Here is an 18,593-nt window from a genome sequence, read left to right on the forward strand (position 1 = left end):
GGCGGGGGTGTCAGGGCCGGGCTCGGGGGGTGCCCCGGAGGCGCCGGGGGACGGGCTCGCGCCGGGCGAGGGTGACACCTCGGCGGAGGGGGACGGCGAGGGGGAGGCCGACGGGGACGGCTTGACGACGACCGGGGTGGGCGCCGGGCTGGGCACGCCGCGGACGGTGCCGTCCGGGTCGAGGAAGACCGGGATGCCGCCGGGGACCAGGCCGAGGGTGTCGGCCCGGCGGCGCAGCGCGTCCGGCCGGGCCCGGGCGTCGACATCGCGCTGGAGCTCCTGCTGCTCGTCGGTCAGCTCGGTGTTCTCGCGCTTCAGCTCGCTGAGGGTGAAGGAGCCCTCGTTGAGCGCGGAGTTGAGCACCAGCAGGGTGATCAGGCCGCCGCCGAGCAGCACCACCACCAGCAGCACGAACGGGGTCCGGGCGGCGTTCGCCGGGCCGGCGGGGAGCAGCCGCGCCAGCCGGGCGGCGCGGCCGCGGAGTTCGGGCCTGCCCACCTGGCGGCTCACTCCTGGTGCTCCTCGCGGATGCGCTGGGCGCCGCGCAGCCGGGCGGGGGCGGCGCGCCGGTTCTCGGCGACCTCCTCCTCGGTGGGGAGTTCCGCGCCCCGGGTGAGCAGCTTCAGCCGTGGCTGGTAGCGCTCGGGGACGACCGGCAGGCCGGGCGGGGCGGTGGAGGCGGCCCCGGCGGCGAGGACCTGCTTGACCAGCCGGTCCTCCAGCGAGTGGTACGACAGGACGGCGAGCCGCCCGCCGACGGCGAGGGAGGCGACGGCGGCGGGGATCGCCCGCTCCAGGACCGAGAGTTCGCCGTTGACCTCGATGCGCAGGGCCTGGAAGGTGCGCTTGGCCGGGTTGCCGCCGGTGCGCTTGGCGGCCTGCGGCAGGGCGTCGCGGATGACCTCGACCAGGCGGGCGCTGGTGGTGAAGGGCTCCTTGGCCCGCTCGTCGACGACGGCGGAGACGATGCGGCGGGCCTGCTTCTCCTCGCCGTAGGCGCGCAGGATCCGGACCAGGTCGCCGGGGGCGTAGGTGTTGAGGACCTCGGCGGCGCTGATGCCGGTCGTCTGGTCCATCCGCATGTCGAGCGGGGCGTCCTGGGCGTAGGCGAAGCCGCGGCCGGCCTCGTCGAGCTGCATGGAGGAGACGCCGAGGTCGAAGAGGACGCCCTGGACGCGGGGGATGCCGAGCCGGTCCAGGACCTCGGGCAGCTCGTCGTAGACGGCGTGGACGAGGGTGGCGCGGTCGCCGTGGCGGGCGAGGCGCTCGCCGGAGAGGCGCAGTGCCTCCTTGTCGCGGTCGAGGGCGACGAGGCGGGCGGCGGGGAAGGTGGCGAGCAGGGCCTCGCTGTGGCCGCCGAGGCCGAGGGTGCAGTCGACGACGACGGCGCCCGGTTCGGCGAGGGCCGGGGCGAGGAGGTCGAGGCAGCGGCGGAGCATCACGGGGACGTGGCGGGTGTTGCCGTCCTCGGGGGCCGCGGCCTGGTGGCCGGCAGCGCTCGGCGCGCCGCTCGTCTCGTCTGCGTCGCGCACCGGCATTGCGCCCTCTCGGTCCGGTGCGGGGCGACGCGGCCGGGCCGGGTGTCCGCCGGGGGCGGCGCCGCCCGGCGCGTGGCCGGTCCCGGATGCCGCCGGCCGGAGGGCGGCCGGGAGCCGCCGTACGCGCACCGCACGCGTGGGTTTCTCTGCGGGGGCCGTTCGATGGTCCCCCGGTGCGGCGAGGGCGTGTCGCCCCGGCCACTTCGCGTCACTTTAGTCCACTCGTCCCGCCGGTCAATCAGCCGCTCCGTGCGTCGCCCGGGGCGGTGAGGACGGCCGGGAGGCCGGGTGTGGATTACCTCACAAGGGGTGCCACGAGGGCTCTTCGTCCCCCTCCGGGCGTACCACGGGGCCCGGCGCGCATTACCGTCGTAGCCATGTCGACTCCCGCTCACACCGAAGGCCGCCCGACCCAGGCCGGCTCCCACGTCACCGACCGCCTCGTGGAGGCCAACGGCCGGTACGCGGCCAAGTTCACCGACCCGGGCATGGACGCGCGCCCGGTGCTCAAGGTGGCCGTGGTGGCGTGCATGGACGCCCGCCTCGACCTGCACGCCGCGCTCGGCCTGGACCTCGGCGACTGCCACACCATCCGCAACGCCGGCGGTGTGGTCACCGACGACGTGATCCGCTCGCTCACCATCAGCCAGCGCGCGCTGGAGACCCGTGGCGTGGTCCTCATCCACCACACCAACTGCGGTCTGGAGAGCCTGACCGAGGAGTTCCGCCAGGACCTGGAGGCGGAGGTCGGGCAGCGGCCGACGTGGGCGGTGGAGTCCTTCCGCGACGTCGAGCAGGACGTGCGCCAGTCGATGCAGCGGGTGCGGACCTCGCCGTTCCTGCTCCACACCGACGACGTGCGCGGCTTCGTCTTCGACGTGAAGACCGGCGCCCTCACGGAGATCGACCCGGCCTGACGGCGTGTCACCCCGGACCCTCCCCGGCGAAAAACGGCAATTCTCCTCGAACCGGCACCAGTTGCCCGGATGCGAGTGACACACCCCCTGGGCGGCAACAAGAATGCGCAGGAGGCATCGCGCGACGGCCCCCGGCTGTACGCGCTGCCCACTGATCGGGGAGGGTCCGGCCGCGCCGTCGCGCACCGGCCCGACAACGGGCCGAGGAGGGCCGGGTGACGACCTATGACGGGCGAGCGAGCCTCACAGATCTGACCGCCACAGCGGAACGGGTGCGCAGGTCGGTCGAGGGGGTGATCGAGGGCAAGCCGGAGGTCGTACGGCTCTCGCTGACCGTCCTGCTGGCCGAGGGCCACCTCCTCATCGAGGACGTGCCCGGGGTCGGCAAGACGATGCTGGCCAAGGCGCTGGCGAGATCGGTGGACTGTTCGGTCCGCCGCATCCAGTTCACCCCCGACCTGCTCCCCTCGGACATCACCGGTGTGAGCGTCTACGACCAGCAGCAGGCCGAGTTCGAGTTCAAGCCCGGGGCGATCTTCGCGCAGATCGTCATCGGCGACGAGATCAACCGCGCCTCCCCCAAGACCCAGTCGGCGCTGCTGGAGTCGATGGAGGAGCGCCAGGTCACCGTGGACGGCCACAGCTACGCGCTGCCGGGCCCGTTCATGGTGGTCGCCACCCAGAACCCGGTCGAGATGGAGGGCACCTACCCCCTTCCGGAGGCCCAGCGGGACCGCTTCATGGCCCGCGTCTCCATCGGCTACCCCTCCCCCGACGCCGAGCTGCGCATGCTCGACGTGCACGGCGCCACCTCACCGCTGGACGACCTCCAGCCGGTGGCCCACGCCCACGACATCCTCAAGCTGGTGGAGACGGTCCGCGAGGTCCACGTCTCGGACGCGGTACGCCGCTACGCCGTCGCCCTGGTCGGCGCCACCCGCAGCCACCCCGAGCTGCGGCTGGGGGCCTCGCCGCGCGCCACCCTGCACCTGGTGCGGGCCGCCAAGGCCGCCGCCGCGCTGGCGGGCCGCGAGTTCGCGCTCCCCGACGACGTGCAGGCGCTGGCGGTGCCGGTCCTCGCGCACCGGCTGCTGCCGACCGCCCAGGCCCAGCTGGCCCGCCGCACCTCCGAGCAGCTGGTCCACGAGATCGTCCAGGGCACGCCCGTCCCCGGCTCGTCCAACGGCTCGGTGCCGCACGTCCGGCGCCCGTACTCCGCGCCCCGGGGCATGTGATGCCCGGCTCCGGCGCCGAGGGGGCGCGGGAGCGGGGCGGGGTGCGCGGGGCGCTCGGCGGGCTCACCACCCGGGGCCGCTCGTTCCTGGCCGCGGGGCTGGCCGCGGCCGTCTGCGCCTATCTGCTCGGCCAGGGCGACCTGCTCCGGGTCGGTCTGCTGCTGGCCGTCCTGCCGCTGCTCTGCGTCCTGTTCCTCCACCGCACCCGCCACCGGGTCGAGGGCAGCCGCCGGCTGACCCCGGCCCAGGTGCCGGCCGGCTCCGAGGCGCGGGTGACGCTCCGGGTGGACAGCGTCTCCCGCCTCCCCACCGGCGTGCTGATGCTCCAGGACAAGGTGCCCTACGTCCTCGGGCCGCGCCCGCGCTTCCTGCTGGACCGGGTGGAACCGGGCGGCCGCCGCGAGGTGTCGTACCGGGTCCGCTCCGACCTGCGCGGCCGGTACGCGCTGGGCCCGCTCCAGCTGCGGCTGACCGACCCGTTCGGCATGTGCGAGCTGGACCGCGCCTTCTCCGGGCAGTCCACGCTGACCGTGGTGCCGCGCGTCGAGCGGCTGCCCCCGCTGCGGCCCGGCGGTGAGGCGCGCGGCTTCGGCGAGGGCCGGCAGCACACGCTGGCGCTGGCCGGGGAGGACGACCTGATCCCGCGCGGCTACCGGCACGGCGACGACCTGCGCCGGGTGCACTGGCGCTCCACGGCCCGCCTCGGCGAGCTGATGGTCCGCCGCGAGGAGCAGCCGCAGCGGGCCGGCTGCACCGTCCTGCTGGACACCCGGGCCGCCGGTTACGCCGGTTCGGGTCCGGGCTCGGCCTTCGAGTGGGCGGTGTCGGGGGTGGCCTCGGCCCTGCTCCACCTGCTGGAGAAGGACATCCCGGCCCGGCTGGTCACCGACACCGGCGACGCGGTCCCCTCCGAGGGGTCCGCCACGTCGCACGGCGGCCGGTCCGGCCAGACGGCGGCGCTGATGATGGATCTGCTCGCGGTGGTCGGGCACTCCGACGGCGCCGGGCTCTCGCGGGCCCACGAGGCGCTCGGGGAGAGCGGCGAGGCGCTGCTGGTGGCCTTCCTCGGCGACCTGGACGAGGAGCAGACCACCCTGACCGCGCGGATGAGGCGGCCCGGTTCGACGGCGGTGGCCTTCCTGCTGGACTCCGCCGTCTGGGCGGGTGGCGACGGCTCGGCGCTCGACGCCCGGGCCCGGCGGCTGCGGGAGGCCGGCTGGGCCGTGGTGCCCGTCCCGCCGGGTGTCCCGCTGGCCCCGTTGTGGGGCGGCGCCGCGGCGCCCGGTCCGGCCGCCGGCCCCCGGCCACGTACAGCTTCGACTTCCCCGGGGGGTGCCGCGTGAGCGGACGGATCGGGATCGCCCTCGCCTCGTGGGCGGCCACACTGCTCGCCTCGGCCTCGCTGCTGCCGCTGGTGGACCGCTCCGTCTGGCTGGTCCAGGCCGCGATCCTGCTCGGGCTGACGGCGGGCGCCGGTGCGGCGGCCCGCCGGGTGCCGCTGGCCCGGCCGCTGACGGCGGCCGCCCAGCTCATCACCGGGGTGCTGCTGCTGACCCTGCTCTTCGCCAGCGAGGAGGCGTTCCTCTGGTTCCTGCCGACCCCGGACGCGGTGCGCGAGCTGGGGACGCTGATCGGGAACGGCGTGGGGGACGTGGGGCGGTTCACCAGCCCGGCGCCGCTGACCGACGGCATCGCGCTGCTGCTGGTGGGCGGGGTGCTGCTGGTCGGCCTGCTGGTCGACACCTTCGCGGTGACCTACCGGGTCGCCGCCCCGGCGGGCCTGCCGCTGCTGGCGCTGTACTCGGTGGCGGCGGGGCTCTCGGACGGCGGCGCGGGCGCGCTCTGGTTCGCGCTGGCCGGCGCCGGGTACCTGGTGCTGCTCCTCGCCGAGAGCCGAGACCGGCTGGCGCAGTGGGGCCGGGTCTTCGGCGGCCCCTCCCGCGGCGGCTTCGCCCCCCGGGAGAGCGTGGGCACCCCGACGGCGCCGACGCGCTCGGGGCGCCGGATCGGCGCCGTCGCGCTGGGGCTGGCCCTGGTGGTGCCGCTGGTGCTGCCCTCGCTCGGCGCGGGGCTGCTCGGCGGCACGGGTCCCGGGCCGGGCGGCGGAAGCGGCGGCGGAGGCACGATCTCCGCGGTCAATCCGCTGGTCTCGCTCCAGAACAGCCTGAACCAGCCGGAGAACCGCGAGGTGCTGAAGTACCGCACCAACGCCGCCGACACCGACGACCTGTACCTGCGGATCGTCTCCCTGGACGAGTTCGACGGGACCTCCTGGAAGCCCGCCTCCCGCAACGTCTCCGAGGTGCCCGAGCGGCTGCCGCCCCCGCCGGGGCTCGCGGCCGAGGTCCCGTTCACCGAGGTGTCGACCAACATCTCGGCAGCCGGCTGGTACGCCCAGGACTGGCTGCCGATGCCGTACCCGGCCACCCGTGTCGAGGTGCCGGGCGACTGGCGGTTCGAGCCGGTCAACCGGACCCTGGTGGGCGACGGCGCCCAGAACACCCGGGGCGTCCAGTACTCCGTCGACAGCCTCCTGGTGCGCCCCGGCGCCGCCCAGCTCTCCGTCGCGGACTCGGCGGCGGCCGCCCCGACCCTGCCCGACGAGTTCTCCTCGGTGCCCGACTCCCTCCCGGCCGTGGTGGAGCGCACCGCCCGCCAGGTGACCCGGGGCGCGGACAACGACTACGAGCGGGCGGTACGGCTCCAGGACTGGTTCGCCCAGGAGGGCGGCTTCGTCTACGACACGCAGGTGCGGGCGGGCAGCGGCTCGGAGGCCATCGCGCGGTTCCTCCGCGACAAGGAGGGGTTCTGCATCCACTTCTCCTTCGCGATGGCCTCGATGGCCCGCACCCTCGGGATGCCCTCCCGGGTGGCGGTCGGCTTCACCCCGGGGACGGCGAAGAGCTCCGGCGAGATGTCGGTGGGGCTGCGGGACGCCCACGCCTGGCCCGAGCTGTTCTTCGAGGGGATCGGCTGGACCCGGTTCGAGCCGACCCCCAACCGGGGCTCGGTGCCCGAGTACACCCGGCCCGACGTGCCCGACAGCGAGGTCGACGACCCGGAGCAGCCCGAGGAGTCGGTCTCCGAGGCCCCCTCCACCCGGCCCAGCGACAACCCGGACTGCCCGCGTGCGGAGCGGGCGCTCGGCGAGTGCGGCTCCGAGGAGCCGGACGCGGGTGCCGCCGCGGGCTCGGGCGGCCCGCCCTGGGGCACCCTGCTCGGTACGGCCGGCGCGCTGCTGCTCCTGGCGGCGGTGGTGCTGGGCCCGCTGATCTGGCGGCGCCGGGTCCGCGGGCTGCGGCTGACCCCGGCCGGCGGCGGAGCGGGCCCCCGGGGGGTGCCGCCGCTGGCGGCCTGGCAGGAGCTGACCGACACCGCCTGGGACCACGGGATCCCGCCGGACGAGGCCCTGACCCCGCGCCGGGCCGCCGTCCGCCTGGTGGAACTGGCCGATCCGGGCCCGGAGGCCGCGGAGGCGGTGCACCGGCTGGCGGGAGCGGTGGAGCAGGAGCTGTACGCGCCGCGTCCGGTCCCGGTGGCCGGGCTCGCCGAGGACGTGGAGCACTTCCGGGCCGCGCTGCACGCCCGGGCCTCCCGCCGCACCCGGCTGCGCGCCCTGCTGCTGCCACGTTCCGCCATCCGGGTGACGTGGGCGGCGTCCGACCGCTGGGAGCGGCTGCGGGAGCGGGGCCGGTCCGCGGCCGGACGTCTCCCCCGGCCGCCCCGGCTGCCCCGCTTCCGGGGCAGGGACGCACAGAGCGGCTGACCGGCACGGCGACGTGAGGGGAGGGGCGGGCCCGGACGACGGGCCCGCCCCTCACCGCGTACGGCCGGCTGTCCCGGCGCGGGCAGGTGTACGGCACACGCGTCCACGCACAACGGTGTGGGGTCCGCCCCGGAAGGCGGACCCCACACCGTCACTGCTGCTCGGAACCGGCCTGAGGCCGGTCCCCGCGTCTACTGCCCTTGTCCGTCCCGGCGCTGCTGCCAGCGCTGTTCGATACGGTTCATCACGGAGCGGCGCTGTCTGCCTTGTCTGCCCTGACGTCGCTTGGCGCCGGCGCCCGCGGGGTCCGCGGAGCCAGGGGCCGGCTGCTCGCCCGGCTTCGGCGCCTTGCGCCAGCCGGTGACCGCGAGTACCGCGCAGCCCAGCATGACGAGGAATCCCACCACGCTGACCCAGATCTGCTGCGCGACCATCCCGGCCATGAGGAGCACGATTCCCACCAGGAAGCCCACCACTGCCTGGTACACCCGGCGACGGGTGTACGTACGCAGCTTGCTTCCCTCAAGCGCTGTCGCGAACTTGGGATCTTCGGCGTACAACGCTCGCTCCATCTGCTCGAGCATGCGCTGCTCGTGCTCTGAGAGCGGCACGGAGTCCTCCTCATCGTGCAGTCGCCGAGGCGACAGGGGGGTCCCCTTCAGGATAGGCAGGGAATCGCCCCCGTGAAACCCGCCCCTCTGCGCCAATTCGCCATCCGGTTCGAGCCGACACACCGATTCACTGAGGCGTCCATTCCCCAGGAAGCGGTCTGCCATGCCTTGCCGGACTCCCTCGATCATACGGCGCCGACCGCCCGAACGGGTTCCCGTGCCGTACTCCGTCCGGACCGGGTGCCCTGATCACAGGGGTGCACGGGCGGGGCGGAGGGACTAGTCCTCCTGGGTGGGGGTCTTCTCGCCGAGGACGTGGAGCTGGGTGGCGACGGCGTGGAAGGCGGGTTCCTCGGCGGCGGCGGCCTCCAGCTTGAGGAGGGCTTCGAGGGCGCCCGGCTCGGTGTCGACCAGCACGCCGGGAACCAGGTCGGCGAAGACCCGGACGCCGTGGACCGCGCCGACCCGCACGCCCGCGGCCTCCACCAGGCCGGTGAGCTGGTCGGGGGTGAAGCGGTACGGCACCGGGTCGGCCTCGCCCCAGCGGCCCGCCGGGTCGCCGAGCGCGGTACGGGCCTCGGTGAAGTGGCCGGCCAGGGCCCGGGCGAGGACGGCCCCGCCGAGTCCGGCGGCGAGCAGGCTGAGGGTGCCCGAGGGGCGCAGGGCGGCGGCGACGCTGGCGACGCCTTCGGCCGGGTCGTCCATGTGCTCCAGGACGCCGTGGAGCAGGACCGCGTCGTAGGCGCCCCGGTCGACCACGTCGAAGAGGCCCAGCGCGTCGCCCTGCACGCCGGTGACGAGGTCGGCGACGCCGGCCTCGGCGGCCCGGCGCTCCAGGGCGAAGAGGGCGTTGGGGCTGGGGTCGACGACGGTCACCCGGTGGCCGAGGCGGGCCACCGGCACGGCGAAGTTGCCGCTGCCGCCGCCGGAGTCCAGGACGTCCAGCGAGCGCCTCCCCGTGGTCTTCACCTGGCGGTCGAGGGCGTCCTTGAGGACCTCCCAGACCACGGCGGTACGGAGAGAAGCGCGGGGGCGCATCGGGTCCGACACGGCAGTTGACTCCTCGGCACGGCACCGCCGCTCGGGGCGGCGGGCGTCTATCGGGTGCAGTGGGCTCCCACCCTATTGCCTCCACGCCACCGCCCCGGCCGGGGCGGTGGGCTCCCCGGCCGGTCAGCGGGGTGCGGGCGCGTCCGCAGGCGGGGCGGGGGCACGGGCGGCGGGACCGCAGGCGGCGCGCGGCCGTGAGGTGCACCACGGGCAAATCACCACCGGCCGGGGCACTTCACCCCGGCCGCCGCCCCTCGGCCCCGTACCGGCGGCGGGGGCGGATTGCGGCCCGGCACGGGCCCGGCATAGCTTTTGAACTGACCAGTCAGTTCAAAAGCTATGCCGAGGAGGGACGGGCCGTGACCCGCCACCAGCCGGAACCGGAGCCCCAGCGCCAACCGGAACCCGACGCCGGCAGAGACCCCGCCGCCCCGGCCGGGCGAGCCGCCCCCACCCCGGACCCGGCGGAGCTTCCCGGGGGCGCCGCCGTCGAGGCCGGGGGGATCGGGCTGAAGGGGCCGCGCGGCTGGGTCTTCCGGGAGGTGACCGTCGAGGCGGCCCCCGGCTCCGTGGTGGCGCTGACCGGCGCCTCCGGCACCGGCCGCACCTGCCTGCTGCTGGCCCTCACCGGGCGGATGAAGCTCACCGAGGGCGAGGCCCGCGTCGGCGGGCTGCGGCTGCGCAAGCAGGCCGCGGCGGTCCGGCGTACGGCGGCCCTCGCCCATGTCCCCGGCGTCGACGACCTGGAGCCGTCCCTGACCGTCGGCGAGCACCTGCGCGAGCGGGTCCTGCTCCAGCGCCGGTACGGGACGGCGCCGCTCGCCGCGCTCAAGGCGGCACTGCGATCGCCCCGGCAGCGGCGCGCGGACGCCCGCCGGGTCCACGACGAGGCGCTGGCCGCGGCCGGGCTGGACCTGGCGACGCTGCCGAAGGGCCCCCGGACGGCCGTCCGCGACCTGGAACGGCTGGAGCGGCTGCGGCTCTGCGTGGCACTGGCGCTGATCGGGCGGCCCCGGCTGATCGCCGTGGACGACGTCGACCTGAAGCTGTCGGCGCCGCTGCGCGAGGAGGCGTGGGCGCTGCTGGCGAGCGTGGCCGCCTCGGGCGTGACCGTGCTCGCGGTCTGCGGCGAGGCGCCCGCCGGGCTGCCCGGCGACGTCCCCCTGGTGGTGGTCGTCACCGACCGGGCCACCGGCGCCCGCACCGCCGAGGAGCCCGCCGAACCGGCCCCGAAGGCCGACGACACCGACGAGACCGAGAAGGAGACGGCGGATGCGCTCGCCGAAACTGGCCGCGCTTGAGCTGAAGCGCTTCGGCAGGGGACGCCTGCCCGCCGCCGCCCTGGTGGCCCTCCTGCTGCTGCCGCTGCTCTACGGCGCGCTGTACCTGTGGTCCTTCTGGGACCCGTACGGCCGGCTCGACCGCATACCGGTCGCCCTGGTCAACGAGGACCGGGGGGCGAAGATCGGCAAGCAGGAGCTGCGGGCCGGGGACGACATCACCGAGGGCCTGCACGAGAGCGAGGTCTTCCAGTGGCACGAGGTCGGCGGCGACGAGGCGCGGCGCGGCGTCGAGGACGGCACGTACTACCTCTCGCTGACGATGCCGAAGGACTTCAGTGAGCGGATCGCCTCCAGCTCCGGGGACCACCCGGAGACCAGCGCGCTGAAGGTGGAGACCAACGACGCCAACAACTACATCGTCGGGCAGATCTCCCGGACCGTCTTCACCGAGGTCCGCACCTCCGCCTCGGCCAAGGCGTCCCGCTCGTTCCTGGACCGGATCTTCCTCTCCTTCTCCGACATCCACGGCGCCACCGCCGAGGCGGCCGACGGCGCGGACGAGCTGAAGAAGGGCATCGGGAAGGCCAAGGACGGCTCCAAGGACCTGGTCGACGGCCTGAAGGAGACCCGGACCGGCAGCACCGACCTGGCTTCCGGGGTCAAGCGGCTCGACAAGGGCGCGGGGGACCTGGAGAAGGGCTCCGCCCAGGTCGCGGCGGGGACCAGGCTCCTGGCGTCGAAGGTCAACTCCACCTCCGCGAAGGTCCAGCCGTACCTGAAGAAGGACGGCAAGTTCATCGGCGACACCGCGCGGCTGGTCGCCGACTCCACCAAGATCGTCCGCGCCAACCTGGCCGAACTCGTCAAGGCAGCCCCGGTCGCCGCCCGCAGCGCGCACGCCGCCTCCGAGACGCTGGACAAGGTCTACGCCGCCCGCTGCGAGGACGGTCCCGGCGAGCTGGGCGACCCGGCCTGCCCGGACCTGAAGAAGGCGAAGGACGCGGCGGCCGACGTCGCCAAGGTCGCCGACGACCTGGAGACGGTGATCGGCGACGCCGACCTCGCCACCCTCGACGGCCACCTCGCCACCCTCCAGAAGCAGGCGGACGCCCTCGCCAAGAGCGCCCCCGCCCTCGGCGACGACCTGAAGGAGGCCGTCACCAAGGTCAACGCGCTCGACAAGGGCGCCCAGCAGGTCGCCGCCGGCGCCAAGAAGCTCCACACCGGCCTCGGCACCGCCCGTACCGGCGCCTCCGACCTCGACACCGGCATCGGCAAGGTCCAGACCGGCGCCAAGGACCTGAACGGCGGCATGTTCCGGCTCGCCGACGGCTCCGGGCAGCTCGCGGGCGGCCTCCACGACGGCGTCGAGAAGATCCCCGACTACGACAAGAAGGACCGCGACGACCGCACCGAGGTGATGGCCGACCCGGTCCGCCTCGCCTCCCAGTCGATGCACGCCGCCCCCAACTACGGCACCGGCTTCGCCCCGTACTTCATCCCGCTCTCCCTCTGGGTGGGCGCGATGGTCGCGTACATGGTGATCCCGCCGCTCAGCCGCCGCGCGCTGGCGGTCGGCACCTCCGCCTGGCGCACCGCGCTCTCCGGCTGGCTGCCGGTGGCGGGGCTCGGGGTGCTCCAGGTCGCCGCGCTGATGTCGGTGCTGCACTGGGGGCTGGGGCTGGAGATGGTCAGGGCGGCCGGCACGATCGGCTTCCTGTTGCTGGTCAGTGCCTGCTTCACGGCGATCGTCCAATGGCTCAACGCCCGCTTCGGCGCGGCCGGGCGCATCCTGGTGCTGGCCGTGCTGATGCTCCAGCTCACCTCGGCGGGCGGCACCTACCCGGTGCAGACCAGCCCCGGCTTCTTCAACGCCATCCACCCGTTCCTGCCGATGACCTACGTGGTCGAGGCGCTGCGGCTGCTCATCACCGGCGGCCCGCTCGGCCCGGTGTGGCAGGCGTGCGCGGTGCTGGCGGCGTTCACGGCGGGCGCCCTGGCGCTCACCGCGCTGGCCGCACGCGGCAGGCAGCGGTGGACCGTGGACCGCCTCCACCCGGAGCTGACCCTGTGAGCGCCGGGCGCGCGGCACCCGCCGCACCTGCGAAAATCGGGGCCATGGACAGCAGCACACGGCGCCAGGCGACCCGGCAGAAGCTCTACGAGGCAGCCGTCACCCTCATCGCCGAGCAGGGCTTCTCCGCGACCACGGTCGACGAGATCGCCGAGCGGGCGGGGGTCGCCAAGGGCACCGTGTACTACAACTTCGCCAGCAAGACGGTGCTGTTCGAGGAGCTGCTGCGGCACGGGGTGGGGCTGCTCACCGCCTCGCTGCGCACGGCGGAGCAGGAGACGGCCGCCCGGGGCGGCAGCCGGGTCGACGCGCTGGACGCGATGATCCGCGCCGGGCTGGTCTTCATCGACCGCTACCCGGCCTTCACCCAGCTGTACGTCGCCGAGCTGTGGCGCACCAACCGGGCCTGGCAGGACACCCTGCTGGTGGTCCGGCGGGAGGCGGTCGCGGTGGTCGAGGAGGTGCTCAGGGAGGCGGTGGAGACCGGGGAGCTGAGCCCCGAGGTGGACATCCCGCTGACCGCTCCCGCGCTGGTCGGGATGGTCCTGGTGGCCGCCCTGGACTGGCAGTCCTTCCAGCGCGGACGCTCCATCGACGACGTCCACGCCGCCCTCTCGCTCCTCCTCCAGGGCCGGGTCAGCGGCGTGGGCCCGGCCCGCCCCTGACCCGGCGGCACGCGAGACCGGGCGGGGCCCCGGAAGACCTCTCGGCCCCGTCCGTCCCGCCGCCCCGTGTCGGCGGCACGGACACGTCACCGCACGACCCCGCCCGGCGCGCCCCACTCTTCCCGCCGCCGCCCCGGGCCGCCTCCGCGTCCGTACCCAGTCGCCGCTGAGTACGGGTACTCAGCGGGCCTTGGACCGCCCCGGCCGCCGTCCCGGAGCGCGCCATAGAATCGGGCCCATGGCAAGAATCGCGGTGATCGGCGCCGGCATGGGGGCCATGGCGGCGGCGGCCCGGCTGGCGGTGGCGGGGCACGACGTGGAGGTGCACGAGCGTGCGGAGACGTACGGCGGGGCCCTCGGCGCGTACCGCAGGGACGGCTTCACCTTCGACACCGGGCCCGGACTGCTGACCCTCCCGGCGGTCCCCCGCGACCTCTTCCTGAAGACCGGCCGCGAGGCCCTGGAGGACCGGGTCCACCTCACCGAGACGGACCCGGCCGTCCGCCACGTCTTCGCCGACGGGGTCCACGCCGACCTGCCGCACACCTCGCGCGCCCAGGTCGCCGCCGCCCTCGACGCGGCCCTCGGCGACGGGGCGGGACAGCGGTGGGGCGCCTTCCTCAACCGCGCCAGGGACACCTGGGACCGCTCCCGGCGCCCCCTGCTGGAGGAGACCCTCTGGCCCAACTGGCAGGTCCTGGCCGGGCGCGAGCCGTACCCGGCCGAGCCCTGGCGCCGTCCGCTGCGCCGCGAGCGCCGCGCCACCACCCTCGCCGAGATCGGCGCCTGGGAGCTGCGGGACGCACGCCTCGCCGCGCTCCTCGGGCAGTACGCGCTGGCCGCGGGGCTCGACCCGCGCACCGCGCCGGCGGGTGCCGCCGTCCTGCCCTACCTGGAGCAGACCTTCGGGCTCTGGTCGGTGCGGGGCGGGACGCGGGCGCTGGCCACCGCGCTCTACGAGCGGTGCGTGCAGCGGAAGGTGCGGTTCGTCCTCGGCTCCGAGGTCACCGCGATCCGTACCGAGGAGGGGCGCGCGGCGGGGCTGGTGACCGCCGACGGGACCCGGGTCGACGCCGACCACGTGGTGGCCGGTGTCCCGCCGTCCGTCCTCGACACCCTGCTCGGTGCTCCCGCGCGCACCGCCGGCGAGGTCCCGGCCCAGCGGGAGACCGACCGCGCCTCGCGCCTGCTGGTGCTGTTCGCCCTGGACGGCGAGCGGCCGGCGGGCACCGTCCACCGGACCGTGGTGCACAGCCGCGACGCGAAGGCCGAGGCCACCCATGTCTTCGGCGGGGCACCAGGGGTGGCTGCCGACCCGACCCTGACGGTGGACCGTCCCGACGACCCCGGCCTGGTCCCGGGCCCCGGCCACGAGGCGGTGACGGTACGGCTGACCGTGGCGCCCGGCACCGAGCCCACCGAGGCCGACCTGGACCGGATCACCGCCCGCGCCGAGGCGGCCGTCCCCGGTCTCGCCGGGCGGATGCGGTGGCGCCACGCCCTCACCCCCGCCGACATCGCCCACGCCACCGGTGCCCCCGGCGGCGCCGTCCCCGCGCCCGCCCTGGCGGCGGCGGACGGCACGCTGCTCCACCCGGCCAACTCCACCCGCGTTCCCGGCCTGTTCACGGTCGGCGGCTGGTCCCACCCGGGCGGCGGCCTGCCGCACGCCGGGATGTCGGGCGCCCTGGTGGCCGGACTGATCGTCGAGGGACCGGAGTTCACCGGCTCGACCTGAACGGAACGCCGCCCTTGGGCGGCGTCCGTGGCAACGGAGACGTCAGTACCGGTACTGCTGCCCGCCGTGGTCCGGCGCGCCCTGCCCCTGCGCCGGAGGCTGCTCCTGCGACTGCCCGCCGTACCCCTGCCCCTGGCCCTGTCCCTGGCCCTGACTCTGTCCCTGCCACTGGTCGTAGCCCTGCTGCGGGACGTAGGTGCCGTCCGGCTGCTGCTGCGGCGGGAGGCCCGAGGCGTCGTAGGTGCCGTATCCGGCGTCGTAGCCGCTCTCCCCCTCGCGCTGCTGGGGGACCCAGACGCCGCCGGGCGGGGTGTCGGTGTAGCCGGTCTGGCTGTACGTCTCCTGCGGGTAGCCGTAGGCGTCCTGGGCCTGCTGGCCGTTCCAGTCGCCGTAGCCGCTCTGGGCGCCCTGGTCGTATCCGGCGGTGGCGGCGTACGGGTCGGCGTGGCCGGTGTACTGGCCCTGGCCGGTGTCGTAGCCGTACCCCTGGGAGGCGTAGTCGTAGTCGTACCCGGACTGGGCGGCGGCGTACGGGTCCTGCGGGGCGTATCCCGACTCCTGGGCGGCGTACGGGGTTTCGTAGCCGGCGGGGTCGGTGGCCGGCTTGGCGGGGCCGTCGTCGTAGACGCCGTACTGGCCGGTGTCGTCGGGCATCGGCTCGACCGTCGCGTAGGCCGGCGGGGCCTCGGGGGCCTCCGGCAGGTCCGGGGTCTCCTCCTGGAGGCCGGAGACCTCCAGGGTCGGGTCCTGCTCCGTCGCCCCCTGGGTGCGGCGGCGGCGCGAGGCGCCGGGCCGGCCGCCGACCGCCCAGCCGGTGGAGAAGCCCCGGCGGAAGGAGAGCGTCACAAAGGTCTGCCCGACCGCGAAGGCGATGGCGCCCAGCGCGATCACGATCACGAGCGAGGTCAGCACGCCGAGGACGACGCAGGAGAAACCGGCGAAGGCCAGCAGCCGCCAGCGCAGCCGCGCCTTGTACTGGAGCAGTACCTCACCGAGGAGCCACAGCGCCACTATCCCGAACGCGATGTAGAGGACCGTCCAGCCCATGTACGCCCCTCTCCCGCGGTCGCCCTCACCGGCGGCCGCGGATCAGCCCTTGTCGTCGTGCAGGCCCAGATTCTCGTGGATCTCCAGTGTCGCCGTGGAGTTGTTCAGGGTGATGAAGTGGAGTCCGGGCACACCTTCGGCCAGCAGCCTCGCACAGAACTCCGTGGCGAACTCGATCCCCATGGAGCGTACCGCCGCCGGGTCGTCGGCCGACGCACGCATGCGCTCCTCCAGCTTCCGGGGGAAGACCGCGTTGCTCAGCTGGGCGAACCGCTCGATCTGGCGGAGGCTGGTGACGGGCATGATCTCCGGGATGATCGGAGTCGCGCAACCGGCCGCGGTCACCCTGTCCCGCAGGCGCAGATAATCCTCCGGATCGAAGAACATCTGGGTGATGGCGTAGTCGGCACCGGCACGGCACTTGTCGACGAAGTGCCGGATGTCCGTGTCCCAGTCCGCGGACCTGGGGTGCCGCTCGGGGAAGGCGGCGACGCCCACGCAGAAGTCGCCGGACTCCTTGATGAGCCGGACCAGCTCGGCGGCGTAGGTCACGCCCTCGGGGTGGCGCACCCACTCCCCCATCGGGTCGCCGGGCGGGTCGCCCCGGACCGCCAGCATGTTGCGGATACCGGCGTCCGCGTACTGGCCGATGATGTTGCGCAGCTCGGCGACCGACTGGTTCACGGCGGTGAGGTGGGCGACCGGGGTGAGCGTGGTGTCGTCGGCGATCTGCCGGGTGGCACGGACGGTGCCCGAACGGGTCGAGCCGCCCGCCCCGTACGTCACCGAGACGAAACTCGGCGCGACCGCCTCCACCCGGCGCAGGGCGTCCCACAGATTGCGCTCGCCCTTCGGGGTCTTCGGCGCCCAGAACTCGAAGGAGTACGAGGTCTTGCCGGAGGCGAGCAGATCACGCACGGTCGCGGCGTGGTCAGTCCTGGTGGAAGCGGTACCTAGGGCCATACGGGCAGGTTAACCAGGGCGAGGGGGCGAGCGGGCCGAAGCTGGTCGATTCGCCCGCTTCAACCGATTCTTGTCCACACCTTGGACAGGCGTGGACACCCCGGACGGGACCGGCTCAGAGGGCGCGCAGACGGCGGGCGAAGCCGGCCGCCGCGGCCTTCGGGTCGTCGGCCTCGGTCAGCGCCCGGACCACGACGACCCGGCGGGCGCCCGCCTCGGTCACCTCGTCGAGGTTGGCCGCGTCGATGCCGCCGATGGCGAACCAGGGGCGGTCGGTGGTGAGGGTCGCGGCGTAGCGGACCAGGTCCAGGCCGGGGGCGTGGCGGCCCGGCTTCGTGGGGGTGGGCCAGCAGGGGCCGGTGCAGAAGTAGTCGACGCCGGGCTGGGCGGCCGCGGCGGCCGCCTCGGCCTCGCTGTGCGTGGAGCGGCCCACCAGCGGGGCGCCACCGATCACCGCGCGGGCCGCGGGGACCGGCAGGTCGCCCTGACCCAGGTGGAGGACGTCGGCCTTGGCGGCGTGGGCCACGTCGGCGCGGTCGTTGACGGCCAGCAGCCTGCCGTGGCGGCGGCAGGCGTCGGCGAAGAGCTCCAGCAGCTCCAGCTCCTCGGCGGCCTCCAGCGACTTGTCGCGGAGCTGGACGATGTCGACGCCGCCGGCCAGCACGGCGTCCAGGAACTCCGGGAGGTCGCCCTGGCGCTTGCGGGCGTCCACACAGAGGTAGAGGCGGGCGTCGGCGAGGCGGGCGCGGGCGGTGTCGGACATGGGGTCCCCCCTGACAGCGGTGTGCGGGCCGCGTTCACGACGCGGCCCGCATCCGGATGGGCTCCCGGGCCGGCGCCCGGGTGCGAGCGGGGCCCGGGTGGGCCGTGCTCGCCGTGTGGCTGGGTCAGACGGCGAGCGCCTGGGCGCGGCGCTTCACCTCTGTCCCGCGATTCTCGTTCAGTGCCTGGGCCGGGGTGCCCGGCAGGGTCTCGTCGGGCGTGAACAGCCACTCCAGCATCTCGTCGTCGGCGAAGCCGTCGTCCCTGAGGACGGTCAGCAGGCCGCTGAGGCCCTTGACCATCTTGTCGCCGTCGATGAAGGCGGCGGGAACCATCAGTACGCGGTTCTCGCCCCGGCGGACGGCCAGGAGCTGGCCGTCCTTCACCAGCTGGCGGACCCGGGTCACCTCTACGTCGAGCTGTTCGGCGATGTCGGGGAGGGTGAGCCACTCGGGGACGAGAGCATCGATCTTTGCGTCAATCTCGGTCACGTACCCAAGAGTGCCATGGCGGCGCGAGCGCCGCCGGTTCGGTAGGGGGTGCGCTTGTTTGCCTGGGGGCCCCTGTTGTGCCTTCGGGGGCTGTTGGGGGTGGCCCCGGCTGGGCCCTTTTACTGGGCTTCGCCCCGGTGTGCGGGCGCTTTGTCCGTGGCGGTCATTGACTGGCCTCGATCGCCGGCCGGGGTGTGGCTGCGCCGCGCTCAGGGGTGCCCGGTTGTTGCCCGTGCCGGTCACGGACTGGCCTCAAGCGCCGGCCGGGCTGTGAGGGTCGCGGGTCGTTCCCCGCGTGTGCCGGGCGGGGCCGCACCGGGGTACCTCCTCACAAACTGCATGGTGCGGGGTCAGTCGCTTCAAGGCGGCCGTGTGTGCAGTTTGCTGCGGGGGCACCCCGGGGTGCCCCCGCAGCAAACTGCACACACGGCCGCCATACTCCAATTGACCCCG

The 18,593-nt window shown here is 74.8% G+C and carries 16 protein-coding genes; 8 read left to right on the top strand and 8 right to left on the bottom strand.

Going from position 1 to position 18,593, the window contains the following annotated elements:
• A partial coding sequence (ftsL, locus tag IF45_RS0130270) for a cell division protein FtsL (RefSeq protein WP_037638808.1) occupies positions 1-510 on the bottom strand: 510 nt, incomplete at its 3' end.
• Positions 507-1,538, bottom strand: a complete 1,032-nt coding sequence (rsmH, locus tag IF45_RS0130275) for a 16S rRNA (cytosine(1402)-N(4))-methyltransferase RsmH (protein WP_008417138.1) — start codon at positions 1,536-1,538, stop codon at positions 507-509. The genes ftsL and rsmH, both read right to left, overlap by 4 nt.
• A 377-nt stretch (positions 1,539-1,915) precedes the next feature.
• Here rsmH and IF45_RS0130280 point away from each other — a divergent pair, with 377 nt between their 5' ends.
• From IF45_RS0130280 to IF45_RS0130295, 4 genes are all read left to right on the top strand, one after another.
• Positions 1,916-2,455 carry a beta-class carbonic anhydrase gene (locus IF45_RS0130280; protein WP_003947589.1) on the top strand — a complete coding sequence of 180 codons (540 nt, stop codon included), beginning with the start codon at positions 1,916-1,918 and terminating at the stop codon, positions 2,453-2,455.
• Between the two features lie 215 nt (positions 2,456-2,670).
• Positions 2,671-3,690: an AAA family ATPase gene (locus IF45_RS0130285; RefSeq protein ID WP_003947590.1), complete on the top strand. Its 1,020-nt coding sequence runs from the start codon at positions 2,671-2,673 to the stop codon at positions 3,688-3,690.
• Positions 3,690-5,033 (top strand): DUF58 domain-containing protein, encoded by a 1,344-nt coding sequence (locus tag IF45_RS0130290; RefSeq protein WP_030310765.1) that lies wholly within the window; start codon positions 3,690-3,692, stop codon positions 5,031-5,033. Before IF45_RS0130285 ends, IF45_RS0130290 begins: the two co-directional genes overlap by 1 nt.
• Entirely contained in the window at positions 5,030-7,456 is a 2,427-nt protein-coding gene (locus tag IF45_RS0130295) for a transglutaminase TgpA family protein (RefSeq protein ID WP_008408527.1), read from the top strand. Before IF45_RS0130290 ends, IF45_RS0130295 begins: the two co-directional genes overlap by 4 nt.
• 191 nt (positions 7,457-7,647) lie before the next feature.
• On the opposite strand, the gene IF45_RS0130300 is transcribed toward IF45_RS0130295, so the two are convergent.
• Both IF45_RS0130300 and IF45_RS0130305 read right to left on the bottom strand, forming a co-directional pair.
• Positions 7,648-8,067 (bottom strand): SCO2097 family morphological protein, encoded by a 420-nt coding sequence (locus IF45_RS0130300; protein WP_003947593.1) that lies wholly within the window; start codon positions 8,065-8,067, stop codon positions 7,648-7,650.
• A gap of 279 nt (positions 8,068-8,346) precedes the next feature.
• Entirely contained in the window at positions 8,347-9,117 is a 771-nt protein-coding gene (locus tag IF45_RS0130305; RefSeq protein WP_030310769.1) for a methyltransferase, read from the bottom strand.
• A 359-nt stretch (positions 9,118-9,476) separates the two neighbouring features.
• Between IF45_RS0130305 and IF45_RS0130310 the strand changes: the two genes are divergently transcribed.
• The 4 genes from IF45_RS0130310 to IF45_RS0130325 all read left to right on the top strand — a co-directional run bounded on the left by IF45_RS0130310 (position 9,477) and on the right by IF45_RS0130325 (position 14,877).
• On the top strand, positions 9,477-10,418 hold the full coding sequence (locus IF45_RS0130310; protein WP_030310771.1) for an ATP-binding cassette domain-containing protein: 942 nt from the start codon (positions 9,477-9,479) through the stop codon (positions 10,416-10,418).
• The gene (locus tag IF45_RS0130315) at positions 10,390-12,474 is read left to right on the top strand and encodes a YhgE/Pip family protein (protein WP_030310773.1); all 2,085 of its coding nucleotides are present in this window, start codon (positions 10,390-10,392) and stop codon (positions 12,472-12,474) included. Before IF45_RS0130310 ends, IF45_RS0130315 begins: the two co-directional genes overlap by 29 nt.
• Before the next feature lie 44 nt (positions 12,475-12,518).
• Entirely contained in the window at positions 12,519-13,139 is a 621-nt protein-coding gene (locus IF45_RS0130320; protein WP_003947597.1) for a TetR/AcrR family transcriptional regulator, read from the top strand.
• A gap of 238 nt (positions 13,140-13,377) precedes the next feature.
• A complete protein-coding gene (locus IF45_RS0130325) occupies positions 13,378-14,877 on the top strand; it encodes a phytoene desaturase family protein (RefSeq protein ID WP_030310775.1) in 1,500 nt (499 codons plus the stop codon).
• Between the two features lie 42 nt (positions 14,878-14,919).
• Here IF45_RS0130325 and IF45_RS0130330 read toward each other — a convergent pair whose 3' ends face one another.
• The 4 genes from IF45_RS0130330 to IF45_RS0130345 all read right to left on the bottom strand — a co-directional run bounded on the left by IF45_RS0130330 (position 14,920) and on the right by IF45_RS0130345 (position 18,140).
• The gene (locus IF45_RS0130330) at positions 14,920-15,924 is read right to left on the bottom strand and encodes a chromosomal replication initiator protein DnaA (protein WP_030310777.1); all 1,005 of its coding nucleotides are present in this window, start codon (positions 15,922-15,924) and stop codon (positions 14,920-14,922) included.
• A gap of 42 nt (positions 15,925-15,966) precedes the next feature.
• Positions 15,967-16,887, bottom strand: coding sequence for a methylenetetrahydrofolate reductase [NAD(P)H] (gene metF / locus IF45_RS0130335; protein ID WP_003947600.1), 921 nt, complete (start codon positions 16,885-16,887; stop codon positions 15,967-15,969).
• A gap of 115 nt (positions 16,888-17,002) precedes the next feature.
• Positions 17,003-17,650, bottom strand: coding sequence for a thiamine phosphate synthase (gene thiE, locus IF45_RS0130340; protein ID WP_003947601.1), 648 nt, complete (start codon positions 17,648-17,650; stop codon positions 17,003-17,005).
• A gap of 124 nt (positions 17,651-17,774) precedes the next feature.
• A complete protein-coding gene (locus IF45_RS0130345) occupies positions 17,775-18,140 on the bottom strand; it encodes an Rv2175c family DNA-binding protein (RefSeq protein WP_030310779.1) in 366 nt (121 codons plus the stop codon).
• Between the last annotated feature and the right edge of the window lie 453 nt (positions 18,141-18,593).

It is taken from the genome of Streptomyces albidoflavus (assembly GCF_000719955.1).
Taxonomy (GTDB): Bacteria; Actinomycetota; Actinomycetes; order Streptomycetales; family Streptomycetaceae; genus Streptomyces; species Streptomyces albidoflavus.